At 69.5% G+C, this 17,179-nt stretch carries 9 protein-coding genes; 3 read left to right on the forward strand and 6 right to left on the reverse strand.

All coding sequences use genetic code 11. The annotated features are described in order from the left end of the window. Nucleotides 1–287: 287 nt before the first annotated feature. A complete protein-coding gene (locus tag D7X32_RS03425; RefSeq protein ID WP_120601051.1) occupies nt 288–1,352 on the forward strand; it encodes a polysaccharide lyase family 20 protein in 1,065 nt (354 codons plus the stop codon). A gap of 192 nt (nt 1,353–1,544) precedes the next feature. Next, nucleotides 1,545–3,077, forward strand: coding sequence for a ricin-type beta-trefoil lectin domain protein (locus D7X32_RS03430; protein WP_120601052.1), 1,533 nt, complete (start codon nt 1,545–1,547; stop codon nt 3,075–3,077). 86 nt (nt 3,078–3,163) lie between these two features. Here the strand turns inward: D7X32_RS03430 and D7X32_RS03435 are convergent, their stop codons facing one another. The 4 genes from D7X32_RS03435 to D7X32_RS03450 all read right to left on the reverse strand — a co-directional run bounded on the left by D7X32_RS03435 (nt 3,164) and on the right by D7X32_RS03450 (nt 7,802). Further along, nucleotides 3,164–4,714: a DHA2 family efflux MFS transporter permease subunit gene (locus D7X32_RS03435; RefSeq protein WP_244238825.1), complete on the reverse strand. Its 1,551-nt coding sequence runs from the start codon at nt 4,712–4,714 to the stop codon at nt 3,164–3,166. A gap of 5 nt (nt 4,715–4,719) precedes the next feature. Continuing rightward, on the reverse strand, nt 4,720–6,003 hold the full coding sequence (locus D7X32_RS03440; protein WP_120601053.1) for an HlyD family secretion protein: 1,284 nt from the start codon (nt 6,001–6,003) through the stop codon (nt 4,720–4,722). Nucleotides 6,004–6,053: 50 nt separating this feature from the next. Further along, nucleotides 6,054–6,560: a MarR family winged helix-turn-helix transcriptional regulator gene (locus tag D7X32_RS03445; RefSeq protein WP_120601054.1), complete on the reverse strand. Its 507-nt coding sequence runs from the start codon at nt 6,558–6,560 to the stop codon at nt 6,054–6,056. A gap of 129 nt (nt 6,561–6,689) precedes the next feature. After that, on the reverse strand, nt 6,690–7,802 hold the full coding sequence (locus D7X32_RS03450; RefSeq protein WP_120601055.1) for a glycerophosphodiester phosphodiesterase family protein: 1,113 nt from the start codon (nt 7,800–7,802) through the stop codon (nt 6,690–6,692). Nucleotides 7,803–7,843: 41 nt separating this feature from the next. Here D7X32_RS03450 and D7X32_RS03455 point away from each other — a divergent pair, with 41 nt between their 5' ends. Then, nucleotides 7,844–8,077: a hypothetical protein gene (locus D7X32_RS03455; protein WP_120525056.1), complete on the forward strand. Its 234-nt coding sequence runs from the start codon at nt 7,844–7,846 to the stop codon at nt 8,075–8,077. On the opposite strand, the gene D7X32_RS03460 is transcribed toward D7X32_RS03455, so the two are convergent. Together D7X32_RS03460 and D7X32_RS03465 are read right to left on the reverse strand one after the other, a co-directional pair. After that, nucleotides 8,078–8,527: a nuclear transport factor 2 family protein gene (locus D7X32_RS03460; RefSeq protein WP_120601056.1), complete on the reverse strand. Its 450-nt coding sequence runs from the start codon at nt 8,525–8,527 to the stop codon at nt 8,078–8,080. Next, nucleotides 8,508–17,159 carry a non-ribosomal peptide synthetase/type I polyketide synthase gene (locus D7X32_RS03465; protein ID WP_120601057.1) on the reverse strand — a complete coding sequence of 2,884 codons (8,652 nt, stop codon included), beginning with the start codon at nt 17,157–17,159 and terminating at the stop codon, nt 8,508–8,510. The genes D7X32_RS03460 and D7X32_RS03465 overlap by 20 nt, the downstream gene beginning before the upstream one ends. Between the last annotated feature and the right edge of the window lie 20 nt (nt 17,160–17,179).

Here is a 17,179-nt window from a genome sequence, read left to right on the forward strand (position 1 = left end):
AGAGGGAGACGGGGCGCCGGGCCGTCAGGCTGTTGGGGGAATGACGCCCGGGGGCCCGCCTGCACGGCTGCTCTCAACCGATGGTTTGAGTGCCCGCATCCTCCCGGAATCACGCGCTTCGGCATGCCTGGGGAAGTGACGGGCGGCAGGGCCCTGTCTGCTTTCAATCCCAGCAGACGTCCCGCCAGGCGCGCGTCCGGCAGGGGGTTGGCAGGCGGGACGGGGCGGGAAGGCTTTTTCCCCGCCACGTGTCCTCGTGGCCCAACCCGGACCGAAAGGACCCCTGTTTGAAGCGACTCCTTCAGCTCGTTGCCGCGGCCTCCCTGATGCCCGCCCTGTCTTTCGCTGGCGTCATCTGGAAGGGCGACTTCGAGACCGGCAACACGTCCCAGTGGACGCGCCAGCAGGCCGTTGCCAACAGCCGCTTGCAGGTCGTGACAGATGTGGTGCGTGACGGCAGGTACGCCCTCAAGGCCACGGTGAAGCAGGGCGATGATCCCATCAACGCCAGCGGCAACCGCAACGAACTGCTGTACCTGACCCACGAGACGCAGGGGAAGGAGTACTACTACAAGTGGAGCACGCTCTTCCCGTCGAACTACCCCGTGCATGACTCGTGGCAGGTCATCACGCAGTGGCACCAGGAGAGCTGCTGTGGCTCGCCGCCGCTGGAGTTCTTCGTGCGCGGGGACAAGATCAACCTGCGCGTGGGCGGCAACACCACGCCCGTGCTGTGGCAGACGTCCATCGACAAGGGCAACTGGCACGACTTCGTGCTGCACGTGAAGTGGTCTTCGGACAAGAAGGCCGGCTTCGTGGAGCTGTGGCACAACGGCCAGCACGTGCTGCCGAAGACCTACGGCGCCAACCAGTTCGGCAAGGAGCTGAACTACCTGAAGATGGGTCTGTACCGCGACGACGCCATCAAGCCCGAAGGCAGCATCTACCACGACGGCTTCACCATCGCCTCGACGCTCGAGGACGTGATGCCGCCCGCGCCCGCGCCGGTGGAGGAGACGCCCGCGCCCACTCCGGTGCCGGACGACACGACCATTCCCCCGGGTGACACCACCACGCCCCCGGTGGCGGAGACCCCGGCGACGAGCACGCCGGAAGTGCCCACCACCCCGCTGCCCACCGTGGGCGGGCAGATCCCCACCGTCCCCACCACGACCGTGTCCAACAACCCCAATGGCCTGCCGGACGCGTCCGAAGGCGTGGCGGGAGGCTGCAGCGCGTCCGGCACGTCCGGCACCCTGCCCTTCGCCGCCGCCCTGCTGCTGCTGGGCGCCGCCACGCTGCGCCGCCGCCGGGCCCCCGCCCGCGCGCTGGCCCGGCGCGCGAAGCGCTGACTTCCGCCCGTCACCGAAGCAAGTTCCATGGCCCGGTGTGTCCTCGTGACGCACCGGGCCTTCTTGTTTCACGAGACTTTCTTCGCCAACGCAACAATGTCAGAGAATTTAAGTAATTCTTGAATTGCTTGACCTTCGCGGCTCAGTCGGGTTTCGCTTCGGGCTTCCCCGCAGCACGAAAGGCAGGACCCGATGAAGCGGACCTTCGGTCTGTTCTCCACCGCGACGGCGCTGTTCGCCGGTGCCACGTTGAGCGTCATCCCCTCGCTGGCGCTGGCGGCTCCTTCCCAGGCGGAAGCGGCGCTGGCGCACGACGTGTCGCCGGACATCCTCTCCGCGATGCAGCGGGACCTGGGCCTGACGGCGGACGGCGTGAAGCGGCGGCTGGCGTCGGAGGCGGCGGCGGTGCGCGTGGAAGGTTCGCTGCGCGCGGAGCTGGGCGAGCGCTTTGGCGGCGCGTGGATGAACGCGGACGGCAGCGCGCTGGTGGTGGGCGTCACGACGGACGCGGACGCGGACGCGGTCCGCCGCGCGGGGGCGGTGCCCCAGAAGGTGAAGTACACGCAGGCGGCGCTGGACGCGGTGAAGGCCCAGCTGGACAGCCATGCGCGGACGGCGGGCCGCACCGTGCACGCCTGGTACGTGGACGTGATGACGAACAGCGTGGTGGTGCTGGCGCAGGACTCCGCGCTGACGGGCGGCACGGACTTCCTGGCGAAGGCGGGCGTGAAGCACGACGCGGTGCGCGTGGTTGCGTCGCGCGAGGAGATCCAGCCGCTGTACGACCTGCGCGGCGGTGACGCGTACTACCCGGGCAACGCGCGCTGCTCCATCGGCTTCCCGGTGGCGGGCGGCTTCGTGACGGCGGGCCACTGTGGCGGCGCGGGCACGACCACCAGCGGCAGCGGCGTGGCGCAGGGCACGGTGGTGGCGTCCACCTTCCCCGGCAACGACTACGCGTGGGTGCGCACCAACGGCTCCTGGGTGTCGCAGCCGTGGGTGAACAACTACGCGGGCGGCAACGTGCTGGTGTACGGGTCGCAGGAGGCGGGCATCAACGCGTCCATCTGTCGCTCGGGCTCCACCACCGGCTGGCGCTGTGGCGTCATCCAGCAGAAGAACGTCACGGTGAACTACAACGTGGGCCCGGTGTACGGCCTCACGCAGACGAACGCGTGCGCGGAGGGTGGTGACTCCGGCGGCTCGTGGCTGTCCGGCAACCAGGCGCAGGGCGTGACGTCCGGCGGCTCCGGCAACTGCACCACGGGTGGCAACACCTTCTTCCAGCCGCTCAACCCCATCCTGGGCGTCTACGGCCTGTCGCTCACCACGTCCGGCAGCGGCGGCTCGGGCGGGCCCATCATCGGCCTGGCGAACAAGTGCATCGACGTGCCGAACTCCAACACGGCCGACGGCACTCGCCTGCAGCTGTGGGACTGCAACGGCACCAACGCGCAGAAGTGGACCTTCATGTCGGACGGCACCGTGCGCGCCTTCGGCAAGTGCATGGACGTGGCCTGGGGCTCCAGCGCCAACGGCACGGCCATCCAGCTGGTCACCTGCTCCGGCAACCCGGCGCAGCAGTTCGTCCTCTCCGGCGCCGGTGACCTGGTGAACCCCCAGGCCAACAAGTGCGTGGACGTGACCAGCGGCAACTCCGCCAGCGGCACCCCGCTGCAGCTCTGGGAGTGCAACGGCACCAGCGCGCAGAAGTGGCGCCGGTAGTCGTCCCCTGCCCCTCCTGAAATGAAGAAGCGCGGGCCCCCAACTCACCGGGGACCCGCGCTTTGTTCTTCACGGCGGCCCGCGCGTCAGTGCGCGCCTTCCACCTTCACGGTGGGGTCCGCCTTCTGGAGCATGGCCACCAGGACCAACGCGCAGACGAACAGCACGGCGAGGATGAGGAAGTTCGTGTTGAAGGCCCGCACCAGCGCCTGCGCGTTGATGCGTTGGCCCAAGAGGCCGTAGGCGGCGCCCGTGGGGTTCAGCACGCCCCTCGCGGCCATGGCCCCCGTCATCTGGGAGACCTGCTCCTGCGCCACCTGCCCGTAGACGTCCACGTGCGAGGTGATGGCGGTGACGTTGGCCTGGGTGGAGCGGCTGAGCGCGCTGCTCATCCACGCGGTGCCGATGGAGCCACCCAGCTCGCGGGTCAGGTTGAAGAGGCCCGACGCGTTGCCTCGCTGCTCTGGACGCAGGTTGCTGAGCGCCATCACCGACAGCGGCACGAAGATGAAGCCCAGCGAGCAGGCGCGGATGAACACCGGCGTGATGAGGGTGATTTCATCCACCCGCGTGGCCAGGTGGCCGTTGGTCCACAGCGAGAAGCTCATGCCCAGGATGCCGAAGCCGATGAGGAACCGGCCATCCACCTTGCCACCGAACTTGCCGATGAGCGGCATCAGCAGAATCTGGATGGCGCTGCCCTTGAGGAAGATGAGCCCGATGTCCAACGCCTCGTAGCGCATCACGGAGCCGCAGAAGAGGCTGAAGAGGAACGAGCCGGAGAACAGCGCCGTGCCCACGAGGAAGTTCACCCCCGTGGCCGCGGAGTAAGAGCGGTTGGCGAACACCCTCAGGTCCACCACGGGACTGGGTGTCTCCAGCTCGTGGACGACGAAGGTGACGAGCGCGATGCCCGCGATGACCGCCAGCAGGGTAATCAACCGGCTGTCGAACCAGTCCTCGCGGTTGCCCTCCTCCAGCACGTACTGGAGGCACGCCATGCCCACGGCGAGCAGCGCGATGCCGTTCCTGTCCACCTTCTCCATGGACGGTTCGAAGTGGGGCTGTTCGATGTAGCGCCACGCCATGTACGCGGCGAAGAGGCCCACCGGCACGTTGATGAGGAAGATCCAGTGCCAGCTCGCCGCCTCGATGAGGAGGCCACCGACGGTGGGCCCCAGGAGCGGGCCCGTCACGGCGCCCAGGCCGAAGAGGGCGCCCGCCATGCCGTGCTCCTCGCGCGGGTAGCGGGCGAAGAGGATGGCCTGGGACGTGGGGATGATGGCGCCGCCGCCCATGCCCTGGAGGATGCGGAAGGCCACCAGCGAGGGCAGGTTCCACGACAGGCCGCACAGCACGCTGGCCACCGTGAAGAGGATGATGGAGAACGTGAAGTACTTCCGGTAGCCGAAGCGGCGCTGCAGCCAGCCCGTCATCGGGATGACCACCACGTTGGCCATCATGTAGCCCGTGGACACCCAGGCGATCTGATCCAACGGCGTGCCGAAGCTCGCGCGGATGTCGCTCAGGGCCACGTTGACGATGGAGATGTCCAGCACGGACATCAGCGCCGCGGCCATGGCCGCGATGGTGATGCCCGCCTTGGAACCTTGGATGACGTCGCGGCGTGCGTCCACGGGGGTTACTCCGCCTTCCGGGTATCCACCGCCGCGGTCTTCTGCGGCGCGGCTTCCGCGCCCGTGTCCACGGTGACGTAGGCGCTCATGCCCGGCTTGATGGGCAGTTCCTTCAGGTCACCGTCGAAGCGGATGAGCACGGGGATGCGCTGCACGACCTTCACGAAGTTGCCGGACGCGTTGTCGGGAGGCAGCAGGGCGAAGCGCGCGCCGCTGGCGCCCGCGAGGCTGTCCACGTGGCCCTTGAACGCGTGGCCGCCGAAGGCGTCCACCTTCAGCTCCACCGGCTGGCCCGCGCGCATCTCACCGACCTGGTCCTCCTTGAAGTTGGCGACGACCCAGATGTCGTTCTGCGGGACGACGGCCATCAGCGGGCGCTCCGGGCCCACCATCTGCCCCACCTCCACGGTGCGGCGGCTGACCACGCCGTCCACCGGGGCGCGCACCTGCGCGTAGGACACGTTGAGCTCCGCGAGCGTCAGCGCGGCGCGGGTCTGCTTGAGGCGGGCCTCGGCGAGCTTCAGCGCGGCCTGCGCGGCCTGCACCTGCACCGGCGCGGTCTCCGCGGCGGTGAGCTTGCCCTGCGCGGCCTCCAGGCCACCGGAGGAGCTCTGGATGCCCGCCTCGGTGGAGGTCAGGCGCGCGCGGGACTGGTCCAACGCGGCCTTGGCCGTGTCATACGCGGCCTGCCGGGTGTCCAGGTCGGACTGGGACAGCGCGCCCTGTTCGCGCAGCTGCTTCACGCGGCCCAGGTCCGTCTCCGCCAGCTTGAAGCGCGCTTCGGAGGAGGCCACGTCCGCGCGGGCCTGCTCCAGCGCGGCCTTGGAGGAGCTGATGCCGCTGGAGGCCTGGGTGATACCGGCGCGGGCCTGACGCAGGTTGGCGCCCGCGTTGGCCTCCGTGAGGGTGAGCTGCGCCTGGGCGTTGGACAGCTGGGCCTCGGCGCTCATCACGTCCGCGCGAGCGACCTCCTGGCGGGCGTCCAGGTCCGCGTGGTCCAGCTCCACCACCACGTCGCCGGCCTTCACCGCCTGGTTGTCATGCACCAGCACGCGGGCCACCTGACCGGCCACGCGCGGCGACACGTTGGCGATGCGGCCTTCGACCTGCGCGTCGTCGGTGGACTCGTGGCCGTGGGTGAGGAGGAAGCGCGCGCCCGCGCCCAGCACCGCCACGCCCACGAGGATGGGCAGCACCTGCTTGGCGCGGGAGCGCTTCGCGGGCTTCGCGGCGACGGGGGCTTCGGTGGAGGGAGCGGCTTCCAGTGAAGGGGCGGTACGGGTCGTCATGGTTGTTGCTCGGTACGGCTGTTGTTGAAGAAGGGGTGTGGGAAGCGGGATCAGGGATCCCGCAGGGCGGGGATGCCGGAGGACACCTTGGCGAGCAGGTCGCGGAGCGTGTCCCGCTCATCCAGGCTCAAGGGAGCCATGAGCGCGGCGATGCGGCGGTAGTGGTCGGGCAACATGCCCTGGATGAACTCGCGGCCCTTCGAGGTGAGGTGCACGGAGTACATGCGCCGGTCCTCGGGGTGGTCCGTGCGGGAGATGAAGCCGTCCTTCTCCAGCGTGTCCAAGAGCCCCGTGATGGTCGCGCGGCTGCACCGCGACAGCTCCGCGAGTTCCGCGGGACGCAGGGTGTCCCCCGCGTCCTCCGCCGCGAAGAGCTGCACCAGCACGACGAAGCGCCCGTGCGAAACGCCATGCCGCGCGAAGTGCGCTTCGTAGGCCTCGGTCAACTCATTGGAGAGGCGGAGCATCGTCAGGCAGGTCTCGATGGCGCTCGGGTCGAGCGCGGGAAACCGTTTGGCCATCTGCTTCAGCCGCTCGTACCGGGGCACGAGCTTCATCGGCGTGGCGTTTCTGGGACGGGGAGGAGCCAAGACGGAGCGTCTAGTAAGGCCCCTAACGATTTTGCGCAAGTCGATTCGTCGCCTGACTAAATCCTTGATTCCCCAACCGGGACGTGGACCGTCTGGCTACTCGACCGTCTTCACATCCGCGCGGGTGGGAGGGCTTTCCAGGAGGAGAACAGCGCGCGACTCCGGGTGACGTTCCTGGAAGGAGCGCACGGCGCGCAGGTCGAAGGACTGCACGTCCGCCCTCTGGGCGAGCCCTGATTCATTGATGACTTGAGCGACCGCGTCGCCGTGGGCCGGCGCGATGTCTGTCTTCCGGGACGTCCGTTTGAGTTCCACATTGAAGCGGACGCGGCGGGCGTTCCGGGCGCGGAGCGGGTCGCGGGCTTCGTGCGTGGCGTCCGCCTGGTCCGCCGCGAAGGCGAACACCTGACGCAGGGTGGGGACGGTGTAGGGGTCCGGGAGTCCGGCGCGGGCGGCGAACGCGACGGCTTCGGGCGAGCGGGCGCGGTCGTTCGTCTGCTCCGGACGGTCCGAGAGGAGCCGGTCGCAGACGAAGGTGTCCTGGAGCTTCGCGACGGTGAGGGTCGCGATGGGGACGGGAGCGGGCAGCGGGCTTCCATCCACGTGCCGGCACTTCGTTGGGGACAGGTCCGGGTCGTGGGAGAGCACGGGGACGCCGTCGGCGGTGAGGACGGTATCCAGCTCCAGCGTGGTCACCCGGTGGTCGAGCGCGGCCTCGAAGGCGGGCAGCGTGTTCTCCGGCCGCAGGTTCCGCGCGCCCCGGTGGCCCTGCGCATCGAAGCGCTTCGGGTCGATGAGCCCGCCCTCGTCCAGCAGGTCTCCGGGGGTGCCGTCTCCGTTGGCATCGAAGTCGCGCACCGCCAGGGTGAGGAGATCCGGCCGGTCGCTGATGATGCCGTCCACGCCGCGCTGGAGCAGGGCCTGCATCGTGGGCAGGTCGTTCACGGTCCAGACGATGACCGGGTGGCCGGCGGCGCGGAGGCGCTCCAGGTCGATGCCGCCTCCGGGCTGAAGCAGCCGGGCATCCGGAGCGCAGACGGGAGCCCTGCCGCGGGCGTGCGCACGCAAGGTGTCCATGAGGCGCACCGTGGGGTCGTCCGCTGGCGTGAGGGAGGGACGGCCCGTCCCCGAGCATGCGCAGGCAAGGCACGCCAGGAGCACCGCGAAGGCGCGGCGGGGCAACCACCGGTGGGACGATGCCGTGCGCACGGGCTGCCTTCCTTCGGGGTGTCGGTTAGGAAGCTGAAGCGATGGACGTGAAGGATGCCACCGTGCAGGCAGCGTTGCGTCAGGCGTGCGACGACGCGGGACTGCCCCAGTCCCTGCGGGGCTGCGTGTATCCGCTGCTGCGGGACCCGGAGGGCGACTGGCCTCCGTGCTGCGGCGGAGGCTGCATGCCGTGCACGTCCACGCTGGCGGACGTGGCGTTGCGCACGCTGGAGCTGCTGGGCACGCCGCGCCGCTCGCCCCTGCCTCCGGGGTGATCAGCGGTCCCTGTGGTCCACCAGCACCTCCGTGCGCGGAAGCGACCAGTGCAGCTGGACCATCCGCCATTCGGTGCCCCGGCGCTCGAAGGCGCTGGTCATGCGAATCCCCTCGAAGGTGACGGGCCTGCCACCCGCCACCAGGGAGATGTCCATCGCGGGCACCGTGAGGCACGCCATGGTGGAGGGCGGTGCACCGCCGTGCCAGAGCAGCTCCGAGCGCAGCGTCACGCGGAGGTCGCGCAGGCTCCCGAACTGGGCGCGGAAGGAGTGCTCCACCTGCGCCCAGCCGATGAAGTGGAGGTTGGCGTGCGTGCCCATGACCACGATGTCGTCGTCGTGCCAGAACACCTGGGACAGCGCCTCCAGGCTCCCGCGTTCGTAGGCGTCCACGAACGCGGTGAAACGCCGTGAGAGCTCCGTCTTCCACTCATCCCGCGTCGCGTTCATCGCCTTCGTCGCCCCTTCCCTCTCTCAGGTGGCCCTGGATGATCCGCGCCACCTCCGCCACGAAGGGCTCCTCCATGACGGTGAAGTGGTTGCCATCCACGTCGTGGGTCTGGAACGAAGCGGTCGTCAGCGCCTTCCACCAGGCCGTCGCGTGCACATCCAGCACGGCGTCCCGCTCCGTGGCCCGCAGGTAGACGAGCGGCACCGGGTGACGGCCCGGCGCGTACGCCGCGATGGCCTCGTTGGTCGCGAGCACCACGTCGCGCAGCCGCGTGTCGAGCGCCATCGCCGTCCGCAGTCCTTCCGCCGCGCGCGGGGAGATCTCCCGGAACGCGTCGATGAGCCGGAGCACGTCCCCTACGCTCCGGACCCCCAGCCTGCGCGAGTCGTCCACCGTCACCGTGTCGATCTGGATGACGCCCGCCACGGCGTGGCCGCGCTCCAGCAGGACGGCCGCCATCTCGTACGCGATGACGCCACCCGAGGAGTGGCCACCCAGCCAGAAGGGCCCCTGGGGCTGGAAGGCCAGCAGTTCGTCCACGTACACGCGCGCCATCGCCGGCACGTCGCGGTAGAGCACCTCGCCGGGCTCCAGTCCCGATGCACGGAACGCGTGCACCGGCGTGTCCGCGCCCAGCCGCTTCGCCAGCGGCAGGTACGTGTAGACGGTGCCTCCAATGGGCTGCACCAGGAAGAACGGCGCCCGTCCGCGCCGTCCCTCCTGGAGCACCATCCGCAGCGGCGCATGCTTGAGGAGCGGCCGTCCCGTGCGCTCCAGTTCGTCCTGGACCGCGCGCACCCACGCGCCCAGGGTCGGGTGTTCCAGCACCGCGTGCAGCGACAAGCTGATCGACAGCCTCGACTTGAGCTCGCGGTTGAGCTGCACGACCAGGAGGGATGTGCCTCCCAGGTCGAAGAAGTGGCTGTCCGGCGTCAGCGTGTCCACGCCGAGCAGCTCCTTCCAGAGGGCTTCCATGGACGCCCGCACCTCTTCACGGCTGAGCGACGGGGGCACCTTCGTGACTTCAGGCTGCGGGACCCGTGGCGCCTTCTCCGCCAGCGAGTACCGCTTGCGCTCGAAGGGATACGTGGGCAGCACGAGGCGCCTGCGCGGTCCGCTTGCGCGCACCTTGCTCCAATCCACCGGGAAGCCCGCGGACCAGAGCTGGCCCACGGCATGGAGCAGGGCCTGTTCATCACTCTCCGGCGGGTGACGCCGCCCCGTGGGCACGCCGAGCGTATGCAGCACGAGCCGCTCCCGCCCCACCCGGGGGTTCAGCAGCGCCAACGCGGAGAGCGTCTGTCCCGGTCCCACTTCCACGAGGATCCGCTCGCGATCCTCCAGCAACAGCTCCAACCCCGAGGAGAACCGGACCGTGTGTCGCAGGTGGCGGGCCCAATACGTGGGGTCGTGCGCGTCGTCCTCGGTCAGCCAGGTGCCCGTGACGTTGGAGACCATGGGAATCGAAGGGGACCTCGAGGTCATCGACCTGACCAGGTCCGTGAGCGGTTGCATCGCGGACTCCACGAGCTCGGAGTGGAACCCGCTCGCGAGCGGCAGCCGCTTCGTCTTCACGCCCCGCTCCCGCAGCCGCGCAGCGAAGTCCTCCAGGGGCTCCAGCGCCCCGGACACCACGCACTGCCCGGGCCCGTTGACCGCGGCCAGGGACAGTCCGGATGGCAGCTCCTGCACCAGCATGCCTTCCGATAGGGGCACGGCCAGCATGCCGGACGGCGGCAGTGCGTCGCAGAGACGGCCGCGCAGCGCGACCAGCGCCACGGCCTGCTTCAGCGACAGGACGCCGGAGAGACAGGCAGCGGCGTATTCGCCCAGGCTGTGGCCCAGGAGGCTGGTCGGGTGGAGGCCCCAGGCGTCCAGCAGCCGCGACAGTGCGTACTCCGTCGTGAAGATGGCGGCCATGCCCAGCGAGGGCACCCGAAGCGCTTCCTGTGCATGCGGCCCACCGTCGTTGGTGAGCAGCACTGCGCGAAGCTCGCGCTCCAGGTCCCGACCGAAGTGCGCGGCGCATTCATCGAAGGCTTCGCGATACGCCGGAGCGCGCCGGTACCACTCCGCGCCCATGCCCGCTTCCTGCGTGCCCGTCCCCGGGAACAGGAAGCACACCTCCGGGAGTGGGGACGAAGCGAGCTGCACGGAGCCGTCCCGCCGGAGCTTCTCGATGGCCTCCGCGGGTGTCTCACAAGCGATGGCGCGCCGGTATCCGAACGCCGTCCGCCCTTCCTGCAACGTGTACGCGACGTCCGCCAGGGACTGCCCGGGCTTCCGCTCCAGGTGATCCGCGAGCCGCCGCGAGGCCACGCCCAGTGCCTCTCCACTCCGCGCGGAGAGCACCAGCACCTCCGCCGTGGGGCTCAGGGTCTCCGCGGGTTCAGGGAGGGACTCCTCGAGGACGACGTGCGCGTTCGTCCCACCAATGCCAAACGCGCTGACCCCCGCGATGCGCGTGAAGCCTTCCGGCACGGACCACGGCCGTCCTTCCCGGCTCACGACGAAGGGAGAACGCTCCAGGCCCGCATCCGGATGGGCGTACTCGAAGTGGACGGTGCCCGGGAGGAAGCGGTGCTCCAGCGCCAGCGTCGTCTTGATCAACCCCGCCACCCCGGCCGCCGAGTCCAGGTGCCCCACGTTGCTCTTGAGCGCCCCCAGCACCACCGCGGGCTCCGACGCCTCACGGGCACCAAAGGCGAGCCGCAGCGCCTGGACCTCCAGCGGATCTCCCAGCGGCGTCGCCGTGCCATGAGCCTCCACGTAGGTGATGTCACAAGGAGCCACGCCCGCGTCGGCGTGGGCTCGCACGATGACGTCGCGCTGACCTTCCACGCCTGGAGCGGTGAAGCCGACCTTGGCGTTTCCGTCGTTGTTGATGGCCGAGCCCCGGATGACGGCATGGATGGTGTCCCCATCCCGCAGCGCATCTTCCAGTCGCTTGAGCACCACGATGCCCACGCCGCTGGAGGGCACCGTGCCCTGCCCCTTCGCGTCGAAGGGACGGCAGTGCCCGTCCGGAGACGTGATGCCGCCGGGTTCGTGGAGGTAGCCGGACGGGCCGGACGCGAAGAGGGAGACGCCCCCCGCCAGGGCCACGTCGGATTCGCCCGTGCGCAGGCTCTGGCAGGCCAGGTGCACTGCTACCAGGGACGTGGAGCAGGCGGTCTGCACCGTGAGCGCGGGCCCGCGCAGGCCCAGTTGATACGCCGTCGCCGTGGCGAGGAACTGCCACGGATTGCCCAGGATGGACCGGTACGCCTCCGAGGCCACGGACAGGGAACGGAAGCGCGGCAGCACCTGGTCCAACCAGTAGCGAGGCACGCCCGAACCCGCGAACAGCCCCGCCTTGCCGGGCAGCCGCTTCGGGTCGTAGCCCGCTGCCTCAAGCGCCTCCCAGGCACACTCCAGGAACACGCGGAGCTGCGGATCCATCAGCCGTGCGTCCAGGGGGCTGTAGCCGAAGAACGCCGCGTCGAAGGACTCGACGTCCTCCAGCAGCCCGGAGGCACGAACGTAGGCGGGGTCCTCCAGGAGCTGGGGGTCCTCGCCCGCGGCGAGCAACGTCTCCCGGCTGAAGCGGGAGAGTCCCTCCCTGCCCTCCACCAGCAGCGTCCACAGCGCATCGATGCCAGGCGCTCCCGGGAACCGGCCGGCCGTGCCGATGATGGCGATGGGGCCGGAAGCGCGCGCGGGCTCCGGTGTCACCGGGTCGGGCTGCTCGCGGGTGTCAGCGTCCAGGTGCCGTGCGAGGGATTCGAGGGTCGGGAATTGGAACAGCGTGGCCATGCTCACGCGGATGCCCAGCTCCGAGGCCAGCGCGGCCTGGACCCGCGCGAGCAGCAGCGAGTTCCCACCCGCGTCGAAGAAGCCCTCCTGCCTGCCGACGCGTTCCACGCCGAGAATCCGGCACCAGATGCGCTCCAGTGCCTTCTCGCGCTCCGTGGAGGCGGGGGCTTCTGGAGCCTGGGACTTGCCGGAAGGCAATGGCAGCGCGTCGCGGTCCAGCTTCTCCGTAGGCCCCAGCGGGAACGCCTCCAGCAGCACCAGCTCCCGGGGGACCATGTGCGGTGGAAGCGTCTCGCCCAGCGTGTCCCTGAATGCGGGCAGCAGGAGCCGTGACGCCGCCGCGGCATCGCGGGGAATGACGTAGCCCACGAGGTGCCGCTCTCCCGCGAGCAGCCGGGGTTCGACCACGGCGTCCCGGACGTCGGGATGCTTGCGCAGCGCGGCCTCGATCTCGCCCAGTTCGATGCGGAAACCCCGCAGCTTGAGCTGGCGATCCGAGCGGCCGTGGAACTCGATGCTGCCGTCCGGGCGATGGCTGGCGACATCGCCGCTCTTGTAGAGGCGTGCTCCCGGCTCCGCGCTGAACGGGTGGGGAATGAACCGCTCCGCGTCCAGTTCGGGCCTGTTCAGGTAGCCCTGCGCCAGCCCCTTGCCTCCGATGTAGAGCGCGCCTCGCACGCCCACGGGGACGGGCGTCAGGGCTTCATCCAGCAGATGGACCTCGTAGCCGGGAAGCGGCGTTCCGATGGAGTACGGCCCCTCGCCCGCCACGCACTCCGTGCTCGTCGTGAAGACCGTGGCTTCGGTGGGCCCATACACCTGGATGAACCGGCGGCCCGGAGCCCACGTGTCCACGAGCCGCGCGGGAAGCTCCTCGCCTCCAATCACGAGCAGCTTCAGGTCCGGAAGCGCTCGCCACGCCATGGAGCCCAGCGCCGAGGGCGTGAACATCGCGGTGTGGATGCGCTGGGCCGCCAGGAAGTCCGCCAGCTCCTCACCCGCGGCCACGTCCGACTGTGACAGCAGGTACAACGTGGCGCCGGAGGAGAGCGTCGGGAAGATCTCCGCGACGGAGAAATCGAAGCCGTACCGGGAGCACTGCGCCACGCGCTGCCCCGGCGCGAAGCCGAAGTCCGAGACCACGGTCTCCGACAGATGCACCGCGCTCCGGTGACCGATGCGCACGCCCTTCGGCTGCCCCGTCGAACCGGACGTGTAGATGACATACGCAAGGTCATCTCCGGTGACGGGGAGTCGTGGCGTTTCCTCGGACCCGCCGCGCACCTGCGCCAGTGCGACCACCTGGACGCCCGCGCCATCCATGAGCGCGAGCGTCGCCTCCTGCGCGAGGATGAGCTTCAGTCCCGCGTCCCGTGCCGTGAACTCCAGCCGCGCTTTGGGATACGCGGGATCCAGCGGCACGTAGGCCGCACCCGCCTTCAGCGTCGCCAGCATGGCGATGATCAACTCAAAGGAGCGCTGGAGGCACACCCCCACGAAGTCTCCGGGCCCGATGCCTTGCGCCAGGAGGTGATGGGCCAGCCTGTTCGCCTCCGTGTTCAGCGCCCGGTAGCTGAGGGTTCGCCCCTGGAAGACGAGGGCCGGCGCATCCGGCGTGCGCTCCACCTGCGCTTCGAACGGATGGTGCAGACATTCCGCGTGCGACACGGCCTCCACGGGCCCCTGCGCCCATTCGAGCAACCGTGTCTGTTCCACCTCCGAAAGCAGCGGCAACGTCGCGACCGGTTGCTCCGGATTCCGCACGGCTTCGCGCAGCAGCGTCACGAAGTGGTCGCCCAGCTGGTGGATCATCCAGGGTTCGAAGACGTCCCGCGCGTACTCCCACCGCACGGACATGCCATCCAGCCGCTCATCCAGTTCGATGGAGAGGTCCAGCTTCGACGTCCCGGTGTCGACGTCGTGGGGCTCCACCCGCCAACCCGACTCCGGCACCGCGATGGGCGGCTCCAGCGTGCAGGACACCTGGAACAGCGGGTTGGCGCCGGGGATGCGCGCCGGGTTCACCGCCTCCACGATGCGCAGGAGCGGCGCGTCCTGGTGTTCGAGCGCCTCCAGGCAGACGCGGCGCACCCGAGCCAGCAGCCCTCGGACGTTCAACCCTTCGGAGAAGCGCAGCCGCAGTGGCAGCAGGTTCACGAAGTGGCCGGAGATGGCCTGCGACTCCTCGCGGCTCCGTCCGGAGAAAGCGCCTCCGACAATGAGGTCCTCCGCCCCGGAGTAGCGGTGCAGCAGCGCGCCGAACGCCGACAGCATCGTCATGAAGAGCGTGGCGTCCTCACCGCGCCCCAGCGCCTTCACCGACTCCAGGAGGTCCCTGGGGATTCGCACGACGTGCTTGGCCCCTCGGAAGCTCGGGACCGGTGGGCGGGGATGCTGCGTGGGCAGCTCCAGATTCGGTGCACCCGCGAGCGTATGCTTCCACCAATCCAGCTGCGGCGCGATGGCCTCCTGATAGCGAGGCCCCTGCTGCCAGACCGCGGCGTCGCCGTACTGGAGCGGCAGGGGCGGCAGCGAAGGTGCCTCCGCCAGATAGAAGCGGTGCAGCTCCTGGAGGAACACCGCCATCGTGAACCCATCCACGATGAGGTGATGCATCACCAGGGCGAGGCGACTCTCCGCCGCGCTCAGCTGCATCCACGTCGCTCGCAGCAGCGGCCCGTGCTCCAGGTCGAAAGGCTCACGCGCCTCCTGGGTGGCCAGCTGCAAGGCCTTCGCGCTCCGCAGGCTTTCGGGAACGGCGCGCAGGTCCACGCGTCGCAGGCGGAACGGCATCTCCGGCTGCACCCGCTGGAAGGGACCGTCCGAATTCGAGCCGAAGGTGGTCCGCAGCACTTCATGCCGGGCGATGAGTGACAGGAACGCGCGCTCCAGCGCGTCAGGCTGGACGTCGCCGGGCAGGTACAGCGTGAACGGCTCGTTGTAGACGGCGCTTCCTGGCGCCACCTGAGCCAGCAGCCACAGTTGCCGCTGGGTGTCGGATAGCGGCAGGGGCCGCGTCCGGTCCACCGTGACGACGGGTGGCAGGACAGGGCTCCGGCGCTCTCCCCGTACCGTCTCCACGTACCGCGCCAGCTCCGAGATGTTCGGACTGTCGAAGAGCGTCCGCACGGGCAGGCGGACCGACACCGCCTGCTCCAGCCGTTCAATGAGGCGGATCGCGAGCAACGAGTCCCCGCCCGACTCCATGAAGCGGTCCCGCGTTCCAGCCCGCTGCGTCCCCAGGACCTCCGACCAGACGCGCGCGATGGCCTGCTCCAGCGGCGTGCTCGGTGTTTCACCTTCTCCCGAGCCAAAGCGTGGCGCTGGGAGTTGCTGACGATCCACCTTGCCGCTGGGATTGAGCGGCATCCGCTCCAGCACCATGACCGCATGCGGGAGCATGAAGTCCGGCAGCTTCGAGCCCAGATACGCGCGCAGCTCCGCGTCCTCCAGCGCCGCATCTCCACGCCGTGAGACATACGCGACGAGCCGCTTGTCGCCCGGAGACGCCTCGTGCACCTGGACCACGGCGTCAGCGACCCGAGGGTGGGTGCGCAGGACGCTTTCGATTTCCGCCAGCTCGACCCGGGCACCGCGAATCTTCACCTGGTGGTCCACGCGCCCCAGGAACTCCAGGTTGCCGTCCTCGAGCCACCGCACCCGGTCTCCCGTCCGGTACATCCGCGCCCCGGGCACGTCGCTGAACGGATCCGGAAGGAACCGCTCGCCGGTGAGCACGGGCCGGTTCAGGTAGCCCCGCGCGAGCCCCTCCCCACCCAGGTACAGCTCTCCCACTTCGCCCACGGACAGCGGTGCCCCCGCGTCATCCAGGACGTGCAACTGGAGCCGCGCGAGCGCCCTCCCGATGGGAATGGACACGCCCGGTACCGGAGGCGAGTGGAGCTCATACGCCGTCGCGGAGGTGGTGCACTCCGTGGGTCCATAGCTGTTGAGCAGCCGCTGGGGTTTTCCCTGCGCCATGACCCGCGCCACCCACTTGGGGTCCAGCACGTCACCGCCCACCATCAAGACGCGGAGCGTGCCGAACGCGTCCGGGACGACCGCGGCCAGTTGATGGAACAGCGACGTGCTCAGCACCGCGACGGAGATGGCATCGCGCCGGAGCTTCGCCGCGAGGAGCGGAGGCGACAGCAGGGTCTCCCGTGAAACCAGGCACAAGGCCGCGCCATTCAGGAGCGCCCCCCAGACCTCCAGCGTCGAGGCATCGAAGGCATACGACGCGGCCTGAAGGACGCGGTCCTCGCGCCGGAAGCCCATGAAGCCTTCGTCCAACACCAGCCGCGCCACGCCCCGGTGCGGGATGCACACACCCTTGGGCCGCCCCGTGGAGCCCGACGTGTAGAGCACATACGCCAGCGAGTCCGGTCCCGCCCCACCCTTCACGTTCACGGCATCGAGCGCTTCTGGAGGTTCATCCGAAGTGGGAGCAGCGACGACCTGTCCCTGGAAGCGCAGCCCCTGGAGCGCCTCACGTCCTCCGACCAGGACCCGCATCCCGGAGTCCTCCACCATCGCGGCGAGCCGCTCCACGGGATGGCTGGGATCCAACGGGAGATAGGCGCCACCGGCCTTCAGGATGCCCAGCAATCCCACCAGCGTTTCCGGTGTGCGGTCGACACGGATGCCCACGGGCTGGTCGGGTCCTACCCCCAAGGCCTGGAGCCGCCGTGCCAGGCGGTTCGCACGCCGGTTGAGCGTGTCGTAACTGAGCACACCGCCTTCGAAGTGCAGTGCCACGGCTTCCGGTGTGTCTCTCGCGTGCGCTTCAAACAACGTGGCGACATCCGGCCCTGGGTGCGCGGAGATGAAATTCATGATGAGTCATTGCCCCCCAC

Source organism: Corallococcus carmarthensis, assembly GCF_003611695.1.
GTDB classification, from domain to species: Bacteria; Myxococcota; Myxococcia; order Myxococcales; family Myxococcaceae; genus Corallococcus; species Corallococcus carmarthensis.

What these genes read in the sequence shown, in the direction of transcription:
- D7X32_RS03465 (WP_120601057.1), bottom strand. Translation starts at nt 17,159, where the DNA reads ATGAATTTCATCTCCGCGCACCCAGGGCCGGATGTCGCCACGTTGTTT.
- D7X32_RS03440 (WP_120601053.1), bottom strand. Translation starts at nt 6,003, where the DNA reads ATGACGACCCGTACCGCCCCTTCACTGGAAGCCGCTCCCTCCACCGAA.
- D7X32_RS03430 (WP_120601052.1), top strand. Translation starts at nt 1,545, where the DNA reads ATGAAGCGGACCTTCGGTCTGTTCTCCACCGCGACGGCGCTGTTCGCC.
- D7X32_RS03455 (WP_120525056.1), top strand. Translation starts at nt 7,844, where the DNA reads ATGGACGTGAAGGATGCCACCGTGCAGGCAGCGTTGCGTCAGGCGTGC.
- D7X32_RS03445 (WP_120601054.1), bottom strand. Translation starts at nt 6,560, where the DNA reads ATGAAGCTCGTGCCCCGGTACGAGCGGCTGAAGCAGATGGCCAAACGG.
- D7X32_RS03460 (WP_120601056.1), bottom strand. Translation starts at nt 8,527, where the DNA reads ATGAACGCGACGCGGGATGAGTGGAAGACGGAGCTCTCACGGCGTTTC.